The organism is Citrobacter cronae (assembly GCF_016893685.1).
GTDB lineage: Bacteria > Pseudomonadota > Gammaproteobacteria > Enterobacterales > Enterobacteriaceae > Citrobacter > Citrobacter werkmanii.
The window spans coordinates 853,037-862,524 of the sequence record NZ_CP069763.1; the positions used below are offsets into that span (position 1 = coordinate 853,037).

The 9,488-nt window shown below is 50.1% G+C and carries 21 protein-coding genes; all 21 read right to left on the reverse strand.

Annotated features, from left to right (window positions below; translation table 11 throughout):
• Positions 1–14: 14 nt before the first annotated feature.
• Positions 15–635: a 30S ribosomal protein S4 gene (rpsD, locus tag JSN25_RS03705; RefSeq protein ID WP_003031138.1), complete on the reverse strand. Its 621-nt coding sequence runs from the start codon at positions 633–635 to the stop codon at positions 15–17.
• Positions 636–668: 33 nt separating this feature from the next.
• Positions 669–1,058 (reverse strand): 30S ribosomal protein S11, encoded by a 390-nt coding sequence (rpsK, locus tag JSN25_RS03710; RefSeq protein WP_003031137.1) that lies wholly within the window; start codon positions 1,056–1,058, stop codon positions 669–671.
• Positions 1,059–1,074: 16 nt separating this feature from the next.
• Positions 1,075–1,431: a 30S ribosomal protein S13 gene (rpsM, locus tag JSN25_RS03715; RefSeq protein WP_003031135.1), complete on the reverse strand. Its 357-nt coding sequence runs from the start codon at positions 1,429–1,431 to the stop codon at positions 1,075–1,077.
• Between the two features lie 146 nt (positions 1,432–1,577).
• Positions 1,578–1,694 (reverse strand): 50S ribosomal protein L36, encoded by a 117-nt coding sequence (rpmJ, locus tag JSN25_RS03720; RefSeq protein WP_000868187.1) that lies wholly within the window; start codon positions 1,692–1,694, stop codon positions 1,578–1,580.
• A 30-nt stretch (positions 1,695–1,724) separates the two neighbouring features.
• Positions 1,725–3,056: a preprotein translocase subunit SecY gene (gene secY, locus JSN25_RS03725; protein WP_001118864.1), complete on the reverse strand. Its 1,332-nt coding sequence runs from the start codon at positions 3,054–3,056 to the stop codon at positions 1,725–1,727.
• Positions 3,057–3,063: 7 nt separating this feature from the next.
• Positions 3,064–3,498: a 50S ribosomal protein L15 gene (gene rplO / locus JSN25_RS03730; RefSeq protein ID WP_001238917.1), complete on the reverse strand. Its 435-nt coding sequence runs from the start codon at positions 3,496–3,498 to the stop codon at positions 3,064–3,066.
• Positions 3,499–3,501: 3 nt separating this feature from the next.
• Positions 3,502–3,681 (reverse strand): 50S ribosomal protein L30, encoded by a 180-nt coding sequence (gene rpmD, locus JSN25_RS03735; protein WP_001140434.1) that lies wholly within the window; start codon positions 3,679–3,681, stop codon positions 3,502–3,504.
• A 3-nt stretch (positions 3,682–3,684) separates the two neighbouring features.
• Positions 3,685–4,188, reverse strand: a complete 504-nt coding sequence (gene rpsE, locus JSN25_RS03740) for a 30S ribosomal protein S5 (RefSeq protein ID WP_003031131.1) — start codon at positions 4,186–4,188, stop codon at positions 3,685–3,687.
• A gap of 14 nt (positions 4,189–4,202) precedes the next feature.
• The gene (gene rplR / locus JSN25_RS03745) at positions 4,203–4,556 is read right to left on the reverse strand and encodes a 50S ribosomal protein L18 (protein WP_000358956.1); all 354 of its coding nucleotides are present in this window, start codon (positions 4,554–4,556) and stop codon (positions 4,203–4,205) included.
• A 9-nt stretch (positions 4,557–4,565) separates the two neighbouring features.
• Positions 4,566–5,099, reverse strand: coding sequence for a 50S ribosomal protein L6 (rplF, locus tag JSN25_RS03750; protein WP_006687355.1), 534 nt, complete (start codon positions 5,097–5,099; stop codon positions 4,566–4,568).
• A gap of 12 nt (positions 5,100–5,111) precedes the next feature.
• Complete coding sequence (rpsH, locus tag JSN25_RS03755) at positions 5,112–5,504, reverse strand: 30S ribosomal protein S8 (RefSeq protein WP_003031127.1); 393 nt, start codon at positions 5,502–5,504, stop codon at positions 5,112–5,114.
• A gap of 30 nt (positions 5,505–5,534) precedes the next feature.
• Positions 5,535–5,840: a 30S ribosomal protein S14 gene (rpsN, locus tag JSN25_RS03760; protein ID WP_003031125.1), complete on the reverse strand. Its 306-nt coding sequence runs from the start codon at positions 5,838–5,840 to the stop codon at positions 5,535–5,537.
• Between the two features lie 14 nt (positions 5,841–5,854).
• Positions 5,855–6,394, reverse strand: coding sequence for a 50S ribosomal protein L5 (gene rplE / locus JSN25_RS03765; RefSeq protein ID WP_003031123.1), 540 nt, complete (start codon positions 6,392–6,394; stop codon positions 5,855–5,857).
• Between the two features lie 14 nt (positions 6,395–6,408).
• Positions 6,409–6,723 carry a 50S ribosomal protein L24 gene (rplX, locus tag JSN25_RS03770; protein WP_139538945.1) on the reverse strand — a complete coding sequence of 105 codons (315 nt, stop codon included), beginning with the start codon at positions 6,721–6,723 and terminating at the stop codon, positions 6,409–6,411.
• Positions 6,724–6,733: 10 nt separating this feature from the next.
• On the reverse strand, positions 6,734–7,105 hold the full coding sequence (gene rplN, locus JSN25_RS03775; RefSeq protein ID WP_000613954.1) for a 50S ribosomal protein L14: 372 nt from the start codon (positions 7,103–7,105) through the stop codon (positions 6,734–6,736).
• A 163-nt stretch (positions 7,106–7,268) separates the two neighbouring features.
• Positions 7,269–7,523 carry a 30S ribosomal protein S17 gene (rpsQ, locus tag JSN25_RS03780; protein WP_003031120.1) on the reverse strand — a complete coding sequence of 85 codons (255 nt, stop codon included), beginning with the start codon at positions 7,521–7,523 and terminating at the stop codon, positions 7,269–7,271.
• Complete coding sequence (rpmC, locus tag JSN25_RS03785) at positions 7,523–7,714, reverse strand: 50S ribosomal protein L29 (protein WP_000644742.1); 192 nt, start codon at positions 7,712–7,714, stop codon at positions 7,523–7,525. Before rpmC ends, rpsQ begins: the two co-directional genes overlap by 1 nt.
• Positions 7,714–8,124 (reverse strand): 50S ribosomal protein L16, encoded by a 411-nt coding sequence (rplP, locus tag JSN25_RS03790; protein ID WP_000941208.1) that lies wholly within the window; start codon positions 8,122–8,124, stop codon positions 7,714–7,716. Before rplP ends, rpmC begins: the two co-directional genes overlap by 1 nt.
• Positions 8,125–8,136: 12 nt before the next feature.
• On the reverse strand, positions 8,137–8,838 hold the full coding sequence (gene rpsC / locus JSN25_RS03795) for a 30S ribosomal protein S3 (protein ID WP_000529945.1): 702 nt from the start codon (positions 8,836–8,838) through the stop codon (positions 8,137–8,139).
• A 17-nt stretch (positions 8,839–8,855) separates the two neighbouring features.
• The gene (gene rplV / locus JSN25_RS03800; protein WP_000448832.1) at positions 8,856–9,188 is read right to left on the reverse strand and encodes a 50S ribosomal protein L22; all 333 of its coding nucleotides are present in this window, start codon (positions 9,186–9,188) and stop codon (positions 8,856–8,858) included.
• Between the two features lie 14 nt (positions 9,189–9,202).
• Positions 9,203–9,481: a 30S ribosomal protein S19 gene (gene rpsS / locus JSN25_RS03805; RefSeq protein WP_001138115.1), complete on the reverse strand. Its 279-nt coding sequence runs from the start codon at positions 9,479–9,481 to the stop codon at positions 9,203–9,205.
• Positions 9,482–9,488 lie beyond the last annotated feature (7 nt).

Below are 9,488 nucleotides of genomic sequence, written 5' to 3' on the forward strand. Positions count from 1 at the left end.
TTTGGTACTAAGCTTTACTTGGAGTAAAGCTCGACGATCAGGTGTTCGTTAATGTCCGCAGACAGATCAGAACGCTCCGGCTTACGCTTGAACGTACCTTCCATCTTGCCAGCATCAACTTCCAGCCAGGTTGGCTTTTCACGCTGCTCAGCCAGCTCCAGAGCGGCTTTCACGCGAGACTGCTTCTTCGCTTTCTCACGAATGCTAACAACGTCATTCGGACTAACCTGATAAGAAGCGATGTTAACAACACGACCGTTTACCATAATTGCTTTATGGCTGACCAGCTGACGTGCTTCTGCACGAGTGGCACCGAAGCCCATACGGTATACAACGTTGTCCAGACGACCTTCCAGCAGACCCAACAGGTTTTCACCGGTGTTGCCTTTCAGACGTGCTGCTTCTTTGTAGTAGTTACGGAACTGACGCTCCAGCACACCATAGATACGGCGAACTTTTTGCTTTTCACGCAACTGCACACCATAGTCAGACAGACGCGGTTTACGCGCACCGTGCTGGCCAGGAGCTTGTTCAATTTTACACTTGGTATCGATCGCGCGAACGCCAGACTTAAGGAATAAGTCAGTGCCCTCACGACGGCTCAGCTTGAGCTTAGGACCCAAATATCTTGCCATTTTCTTTCTCCAACAATCCTAGAAACGACAGCGTTATACGCGACGTTTTTTCGGCGGACGACAACCGTTATGAGGGATCGGAGTCACATCAGTAATATTAGTGATGCGGAAACCAGCGGCGTTCAGAGCACGAACAGTAGATTCGCGACCTGGACCCGGTCCTTTGACCATAACTTCCAGATTCTTGATACCGTATTCTTTTACGGCTTCAGCGCAACGCTCTGCTGCAACCTGAGCTGCAAACGGAGTGGATTTGCGAGAACCACGGAAACCGGAACCACCGGCTGTTGCCCAACCCAGTGCGTTACCCTGACGATCAGTAATGGTAACGATGGTGTTGTTAAAAGAAGCATGGATATGAGCCACGCCGTCAGAGACTTGTTTTCTTACACGTTTACGTGCACGAATTGGTGCCTTTGCCATTATTCAATCACCCCGATTATTTCTTGATCGGTTTGCGCGGACCCTTACGGGTACGTGCGTTGGTCTTGGTACGCTGACCGCGAACCGGGAGACCACGACGATGACGCAAACCGCGATAGCAACCAAGGTCCATAAGGCGCTTGATGCTCATGCTAACTTCACGGCGCAGATCACCTTCAACGACAAATTTGGCAACTTCGTCACGCAGCGTGTCGATTTGTTCTTCAGACAGCTCACTGATCTTAACATCTTCAGCGATACCCGCTGCAGCCAGAATGGCTTTAGAACGGGTCTTGCCGACGCCGTAGATCGAAGTTAATGCGATCACAGCATGTTTCTGATCAGGAATGTTAATGCCTGCTATACGGGCCACTATGCACTCCTACTATTTAATATGTACGCACCATGCTGAAAAGCCCGTTTTCAGGATACTCAAATGGAAACGCACAGACATACAAAAGATTGGCTGGCTAATCTAGCCAGCTCAACCCAACTTTGCAAGAAAAATATGCGAATAAATCAGCCTTGGCGCTGTTTATGCTTCGGCTCGGCACTGCAAATCACACGGATGACACCATCACGCTTAACGATTTTGCAGTTACGGCATAATTTCTTGACGGAAGCACGAACTTTCATTTTTACTCTCCGTAACTTCTCGGGCGACTGTTAACGGCCGTAGCCTTTCAGATTCGCCTTCTTCAATGCAGACTCGTACTGACTTGACATCATCAGAGTTTGCACTTGAGCCATAAAGTCCATAATCACGACAACAACGATAAGCAGTGAGGTCCCACCAAAGTAGAACGGTACTTTCATTGCATCACGCATGAACTCCGGGATCAGGCAGATAAAGGTAATGTAGAGCGCACCAACCAAAGTCAGGCGGGTCATTACTTTATCGATATACTTCGCCGTTTGCTCTCCCGGACGAATTCCTGGTACAAATGCACCGGACTTCTTCAGGTTATCTGCTGTTTCACGCGGGTTGAAAACCAACGCCGTGTAGAAGAAACAGAAGAATATGATTGCAGACGCATAGAGTAACACATAAAGCGGTTGCCCAGGCTGCAAATACAGCGAAATTGTTGTCAGCCAGTTCCAACCAGTCCCGCCCCCGAACCATGACGCGATGGTCGCCGGGAACAGAATAATACTGGAAGCGAAGATTGCCGGGATTACCCCCGCCATATTCACTTTCAGCGGTAAATGTGTGCTCTGTGCAGCATAGACACGACGACCTTGCTGACGTTTCGCGTAGTTTACCACAATACGGCGTTGACCACGCTCAACAAATACAACAAAGAACGTCACTGCAAATACTAATACTGCAACCAACAGCAACACGAGGAAGTGCAGGTCGCCTTGACGCGCTTGCTCGATAGTATGGGCAATGGCTGGCGGGAGTCCCGCAACAATACCGGCGAAGATAATGATTGAGATACCGTTGCCGATACCACGTTCAGTAATCTGTTCGCCCAACCACATCAGGAACATAGTCCCTGTAACCAGACTTACAACAGCGGTGAAATAGAATGCAAAGCCTGGATTCATTACCAGGCCCTGCATACCAGGCATATTCGGCAGACCGGTAGCAATACCGATTGACTGGAATATCGCCAGCACCAGAGTACCGTAGCGGGTGTACTGGCTGATCTTACGACGACCAGACTCCCCTTCTTTCTTAATTTCTGCCAGCGTTGGATGAACCACCGTCAGCAGCTGGATAATGATCGACGCCGAAATATACGGCATGATCCCCAGAGCAAAGATAGAAGCACGGCTGAGAGCACCACCAGAGAACATGTTAAACATTTCAATGATGGTGCCTCGCTGTTGCTCAAGCAGTTTGGCAAGTACAGCGGCATCAATACCAGGGATCGGAATGAAAGAGCCAATACGGAACACAATAAGCGCACCGATTACAAACAGCAGTCTGCGTTTCAGCTCGCCTAAGCCACCTTTGGCACTTTGAAAATCTAATCCCGGTTGTTTAGCCATCTGCTACTTATTCCTCGATTTTACCGCCAGCAGCTTCGATAGCAGCACGAGCGCCTTTAGTAACACGCAGGCCACGAACAGTTACCGGAGTAGTGACTTCACCAGCCAGGATCACTTTCGCGAACTCGATCTGGATACCGATAATGTTAGCTGCTTTCAGCGTGTTCAGGTCTACAACACCGCCTTCAACTTTAGCCAGGTCAGACAGACGAACTTCGGCTGTAATCGCTGCTTTACGTGAAGTGAAGCCGAATTTCGGCAGACGACGGTACAGAGGCATCTGACCACCCTCGAAACCGCGACGTACGCCACCGCCAGAACGAGACTTCTGACCTTTGTGACCACGACCACCGGTTTTACCGAGGCCAGAACCGATACCACGACCCAGGCGTTTACCCGCCTTTTTGGAGCCTTCGGCCGGAGACAGAGTATTTAAACGCATCTCTTACTCCTCAACTTTAACCATGAAGGAAACCGCGTTGACCATACCACGAACTGCAGGAGTATCCTCGCGTTCTACGGTGTGACCAATACGACGCAGACCCAGGCCAAGCAGCGTTGCCTTGTGTTTCGGCAGACGACCGATTGCACTGCGGGTTTGAGTAATTTTAATAGTCTTTGCCATGGTTTATTTCCCCAGAATTTCTTCAACGGATTTACCACGCTTGGCAGCGACCATTTCCGGAGATTTCATATTTTCCAGACCGTCGATAGTTGCACGAACCACGTTAATCGGGTTAGTGGAACCATACGCTTTAGCCAGAACGTTACGAACTCCAGCGACTTCCAGAACGGCGCGCATTGCACCACCGGCGATGATACCGGTACCTTCGGAAGCCGGCTGCATGAATACACGAGAACCCGTGTGAGTACCCTTAACCGGGTGCTGCAGGGTGCCGTGGTTCAGCGCGACGTTAATCATATTGCGACGGGCTTTTTCCATCGCTTTCTGGATCGCTGCTGGAACTTCACGCGCTTTACCGTAACCAAAACCAACGCGACCGTTACCATCGCCAACTACAGTCAGAGCTGTGAAGGAGAAAATACGACCACCTTTAACGGTTTTAGATACGCGGTTTACCGCGATCAGCTTTTCCTGCAGTTCGCCAGCTTGTTTTTCGATGTGAGCCATCTTACACCTCTACCTTAGAACTGAAGGCCAGCTTCACGGGCAGCATCTGCCAGTGCCTGGACACGACCATGATATTGGAACCCGGAACGGTCAAAGGACACATCTTTGATGCCTTTTTCCAGAGCGCGTTCGGCGACAGCTTTACCCACAGCTGCTGCAGCGTCTTTGTTACCGGTGTACTTCAGTTGTTCAGCGATAGCTTTTTCTACAGTAGAAGCAGCTACCAGAACTTCAGAACCGTTCGGTGCAATTACCTGTGCGTAAATATGACGCGGGGTACGATGTACCACCAGGCGAGTTGCGCCCAGCTCTTTGAGCTTGCGGCGTGCGCGGGTCGCACGACGGATACGAGCAGATTTCTTATCCATAGTGTTACCTTACTTCTTCTTAGCCTCTTTGGTACGCACGACTTCGTCGGCGTAACGAACACCCTTGCCTTTGTAAGGCTCAGGACGACGGTAGGCGCGCAGATCTGCCGCAACCTGACCGATCAGCTGTTTATCAGCGCCTTTCAGCACGATTTCAGTCTGAGTCGGACATTCTGCAGTGATACCTGCCGGCAGCTGATGATCAACTGGATGAGAGAAACCTAAAGCCAGGTTTACTACATTCCCTTTGACCGCTGCACGATAACCTACACCAACCAGCTGCAGCTTCTTAGTGAAGCCTTCGGTAACACCGACAACCATTGCATTCAGCAGGGCACGCGCGGTACCAGCCTGAGCCCATCCATCTGCGTAACCATCACGCGGACCGAAGGTCAGTGCATTATCTGCATGATTTACTGCAACAGCATCGTTGAGAGTACGAGTCAGCTCGCCGTTTTTACCTTTGATCGTAATAACCTGACCATTGATTTTTACATCAACGCCGGCAGGAATAACGACCGGTGCTTTAGCAACACGAGACATTTTTTCCTCCGATTAGGCTACGTAGCAGATAATTTCGCCACCAAGACCAGCCTGGCGCGCTGCACGATCAGTCATAACACCTTTAGAGGTAGAAACAACTGCGATACCCATGCCAGCCATAACCTTCGGCAGCTCGTCTTTACGCTTATAAATGCGCAGACCTGGGCGACTGACACGCTGAATGCTTTCTACAACAGCTTTACCCTGGAAATACTTAAGAGTAAGTTCCAGTTCCGGCTTGGTGTCGCCTTCAACTTTAAAATCTTCAATAAAACCTTCTTCCTTCAGCACGTTGGCAATTGCCACTTTCAGCTTGGAGGAAGGCATGGTGACCGCAGCTTTATTCGCGGCCTGACCGTTACGGATACGGGTCAGCATATCCGCGATCGGATCTTGCATGCTCATCTGTCTTTACTCCCGTGATTCAATTGGTAATTACCAGCTAGCCTTTTTCAAGCCTGGTACTTCACCGCGCATAGCGGCTTCACGCAGTTTGATACGGCTCAACCCGAACTTGCCCACATAGCCATGCGGACGACCTGTTTGACGGCAGCGGTTACGCTGACGGGACGGGCTGGAATCACGCGGCAGAGACTGCAGCTTCAGAACTGCGTTCCAACGATCTTCGTCGGTCGCGTTCACATCAGAGATAATAGCTTTCAGTTCAGCGCGTTTTGCGAAGTACTTATCAGCTAAAGCTACGCGCTTTACTTCGCGTGCTTTCATTGATTGCTTAGCCATTCAGTAACCCTACCTTACTTGCGGAACGGGAAGTCAAAGGCAGCCAGCAGAGCACGGCCTTCTTCGTCAGATTTCGCAGTAGTGGTAATGGTAATATCCAAACCACGCACGCGGTCGACTTTATCGTAGTCGATTTCTGGGAAGATGATCTGCTCACGGACACCCATGCTGTAGTTACCACGACCATCGAATGACTTAGCGGACAGGCCACGGAAGTCACGGATACGTGGAACAGCAATAGTGATCAGACGCTCAAAGAACTCCCACATGCGTTCGCCACGCAGAGTTACTTTACAGCCGATCGGATAGCCCTGACGGATTTTGAAGCCTGCAACTGATTTGCGTGCTTTGGTGATCAGCGGTTTTTGACCGGAGATTGCTGTCAGGTCAGCTGCTGCGTTATCCAGCAGTTTCTTGTCAGCGATCGCTTCACCAACACCCATGTTCAGGGTGATCTTCTCGACCCGAGGGACTTGCATGACAGAATTGTAGTTAAACTCAGTCATGAGTTTAGCGACTACTTCGTCTTTGTAGTAATCATGCAGTTTCGCCATCGTACTACTCCAAATTACTTGATAGTTTCGCTGTTAGATTTGAAGAAACGGACTTTTTTGCCGTCTTCGAATCTAAAGCCTACACGGTCAGCCTTGCCGGTTGCCGTGTTGAAGATTGCAACGTTAGAAACCTGAATAGCAGCTTCTTTTTCAACGATGCCGCCTGGTTGGTTCAGAGCCGGAACCGGCTTCTGGTGTTTCTTAACCAGGTTGATACCTTCAACAATGAGCTTGCCGGAAGACAAGACATTCTTAACTTTACCGCGTTTACCTTTATCTTTACCGGTTAACACGATAACTTCGTCATCACGACGGATCTTCGCTGCCATGATTCGCTCCTTAGAGTACTTCTGGTGCCAGAGAGATAATTTTCATGAACTTCTCGTTACGAAGTTCACGAGTTACCGGCCCAAAAATACGCGTACCGATAGGTTGCTCGCTGTTATTGTTTAAAATAACGCATGCATTACCATCGAAGCGAATGACAGAACCGTCCGGGCGACGAACACCCTTCTTGGTGCGCACCACTACCGCCTTCAGCACATCACCTTTTTTGACCTTACCACGCGGAATTGCTTCCTTGATGGTGATCTTGATGATATCGCCGACGCCTGCGTAGCGACGGTGCGAGCCACCCAGAACCTTGATACACATTACGCGACGTGCACCGGAGTTGTCGGCGACGTTCAGCATAGTCTGTTCTTGGATCATTTTAGTGCTCCGCTAATGTCAACTACTACTGAGACCCGAAAATCAGGTCGTTAAAAAAGCCCCATATCGGGGGCGCGGCATTATAACACCGCTCAAACGATATGGGTAGAAAAAATAAACGGCTCATCGCTGAGCCGTTTATTCGTTGAGAATGCCTACTGTATTACAGAACAGCTTTCTCTACAACGCGAACCAGCGTCCAGGACTTAGTCTTGGACAGCGGACGGCATTCGCGGATTTCAACCACGTCACCAGTACCGCATTCGTTGTTCTCGTCATGTACGTGCAGTTTGGTCGTACGCTTAATGAATTTACCGTAGATCGGGTGTTTCACAAAACGTTCGATAGCAACAACGATGGATTTCTCCATTTTATCGCTAACAACGCGACCTTGCAGAGTACGGATTTTATCGGTCATTACGCACCCGCCTTCTCAGTCAGTAAAGTCTTAACGCGTGCGACATCACGACGCACTTGCTTCAACAGGTGAGACTGTTGCAGCTGGCCACTTGCAGCCTGCATACGCAGGTTGAACTGCTCACGCAGCAGATTCAGCAGCTCGGTGTTCAGCTCTTCAACACTCTTCTCACGCAGCTCTTTTGCTTTCATTACATCACCGTCTTAGTTACAAAGGTGGTTTTAATCGGCAGTTTCGCTGCTGCCAGCTTGAATGCTTCACGGGCCAGCTCTTCCGGTACGCCGTCCATTTCATACAGGACTTTACCCGGCTGAATCAAGGCAACCCAATACTCCACGTTACCTTTACCTTTACCCATACGCACTGCCAGCGGCTTTTCAGTGATCGGTTTGTCCGGGAATACACGGATCCAGATCTTACCTTGACGCTTAACTGCACGGGTCATAGCACGACGTGCTGCTTCGATCTGACGGGCAGTCAGACGACCACGGCCAACAGCTTTCAGACCGAAGCTGCCGAAGCTAACATCCGCGCCAGCAGCCAGACCGCGGTTACGGCCTTTGTGCATTTTACGGAATTTTGTACGCTTTGGTTGTAACATCAGCGACGCTCCTTATTTACGGCCTTTACGCTGCTGCTTTTTAGGTTGCGCAGCCGGTTTTTCCGGTTGTTCAACAGCAGCCATACCACCCAGGATCTCGCCTTTGAAGATCCACACTTTAACGCCGATTACACCGTAAGTGGTGTGCGCTTCAGAGGTGTTGTAGTCGATGTCAGCACGCAGAGTGTGCAGCGGTACGCGACCTTCGCGGTACCATTCGGTACGTGCGATTTCCGCGCCGCCCAGACGGCCGCTAACTTCAACTTTAATACCTTTAGCGCCCAGACGCATTGCGTTCTGTACAGCACGCTTCATAGCACGACGGAACATAACGCGACGTTCCAGCTGAGAAGTGATGCTGTCAGCAACTAATTTTGCGTCCAGTTCAGGTTTACGCACTTCGGCGATATTGATCTGGGCAGGAACGCCAGCAATATCAGCTACGACTTTGCGCAGTTTTTCTACGTCTTCGCCTTTCTTACCGATAACGATACCCGGGCGAGCGGTGTGAATGGTCACACGGATGCTCTTAGCCGGACGCTCGATAACGATACGAGATACAGACGCTTTAGCCAGTTCCTTAGTCAGGTACTGACGTACTTTAAAATCGCTGTCCAGGTTGTCAGCGAATTCTTTGGTGTTCGCAAACCAGGTTGAGTTCCATGGTTTTACAATACCCAGGCGAATACCATTAGGATGTACTTTCTGACCCATTGCTAGTCTCCAGAGTCTCAGCGATCGGACACAACCACAGTAATGTGGCTGGTGCGCTTCAGGATGCGATCTGCACGACCTTTTGCACGCGGCATAATGCGCTTCATGCTCGGGCCTTCGTCTACGAAAATTTTCGTAACTTTCAGATCGTCAATGTCAGCGCCATCGTTGTGTTCAGCGTTAGCAATGGCAGATTCCAGGACTTTCTTAACCAGTACAGCCGCTTTCTTATTGGTGTAGGTCAGAATATCCAGAGCCTGCGACACTTTCTTACCGCGAATCAGGTCTGCAACAAGGCGAACCTTCTGAGCAGAAGAACGAGCATGGCGATGTTGAGCTAAAGTTTCCATCTCTTCCTCCTACCTTATTTCTTCTTCGCTTTTTTATCAGCAGCGTGGCCGCGATAAGTACGAGTCGGTGCGAATTCACCCAGTTTGTGACCGACCATTTCGTCGGAAACAAATACCGGAACGTGCTGACGACCATTATGGACAGCGATGGTCAAACCGATCATGTTAGGAAAGATCGTTGAACGACGGGACCAAGTGCGCAGGGGCTTCTTGTCTCCGCTTTCCACCGCTTTCTCTACCTTCTTCAGCAAGTGCAGGTCAATAAAAGGACCTTTCTTGAGAGAACGTGGCATGGCTTAT

Coding starts and splice junctions, on each gene's coding strand:
- rpsE (WP_003031131.1), bottom strand. CDS start 4,188: ATGGCTCACATCGAAAAACAAGCTGGCGAACTGCAGGAAAAGCTGATC.
- rplN (WP_000613954.1), bottom strand. CDS start 7,105: ATGATCCAAGAACAGACTATGCTGAACGTCGCCGACAACTCCGGTGCA.
- rplF (WP_006687355.1), bottom strand. CDS start 5,099: ATGTCTCGTGTTGCTAAAGCACCGGTCGTTATTCCTGCCGGCGTTGAT.
- rpmD (WP_001140434.1), bottom strand. CDS start 3,681: ATGGCAAAGACTATTAAAATTACTCAAACCCGCAGTGCAATCGGTCGT.
- rpsN (WP_003031125.1), bottom strand. CDS start 5,840: ATGGCTAAGCAATCAATGAAAGCACGCGAAGTAAAGCGCGTAGCTTTA.
- rpmC (WP_000644742.1), bottom strand. CDS start 7,714: ATGAAAGCAAAAGAGCTGCGTGAGAAGAGTGTTGAAGAGCTGAACACC.
- secY (WP_001118864.1), bottom strand. CDS start 3,056: ATGGCTAAACAACCGGGATTAGATTTTCAAAGTGCCAAAGGTGGCTTA.
- rpsH (WP_003031127.1), bottom strand. CDS start 5,504: ATGAGCATGCAAGATCCGATCGCGGATATGCTGACCCGTATCCGTAAC.
- rpmJ (WP_000868187.1), bottom strand. CDS start 1,694: ATGAAAGTTCGTGCTTCCGTCAAGAAATTATGCCGTAACTGCAAAATC.
- rpsC (WP_000529945.1), bottom strand. CDS start 8,838: ATGGGTCAGAAAGTACATCCTAATGGTATTCGCCTGGGTATTGTAAAA.
- rplE (WP_003031123.1), bottom strand. CDS start 6,394: ATGGCGAAACTGCATGATTACTACAAAGACGAAGTAGTCGCTAAACTC.
- rpsK (WP_003031137.1), bottom strand. CDS start 1,058: ATGGCAAAGGCACCAATTCGTGCACGTAAACGTGTAAGAAAACAAGTC.
- rplP (WP_000941208.1), bottom strand. CDS start 8,124: ATGTTACAACCAAAGCGTACAAAATTCCGTAAAATGCACAAAGGCCGT.
- rpsD (WP_003031138.1), bottom strand. CDS start 635: ATGGCAAGATATTTGGGTCCTAAGCTCAAGCTGAGCCGTCGTGAGGGC.
- rplR (WP_000358956.1), bottom strand. CDS start 4,556: ATGGATAAGAAATCTGCTCGTATCCGTCGTGCGACCCGCGCACGCCGC.
- rplX (WP_139538945.1), bottom strand. CDS start 6,723: ATGGCAGCGAAGATCCGTCGTGATGACGAAGTTATCGTGTTAACCGGT.
- rplV (WP_000448832.1), bottom strand. CDS start 9,188: ATGGAAACTTTAGCTCAACATCGCCATGCTCGTTCTTCTGCTCAGAAG.
- rpsQ (WP_003031120.1), bottom strand. CDS start 7,523: ATGACCGATAAAATCCGTACTCTGCAAGGTCGCGTTGTTAGCGATAAA.
- rpsS (WP_001138115.1), bottom strand. CDS start 9,481: ATGCCACGTTCTCTCAAGAAAGGTCCTTTTATTGACCTGCACTTGCTG.
- rplO (WP_001238917.1), bottom strand. CDS start 3,498: ATGCGTTTAAATACTCTGTCTCCGGCCGAAGGCTCCAAAAAGGCGGGT.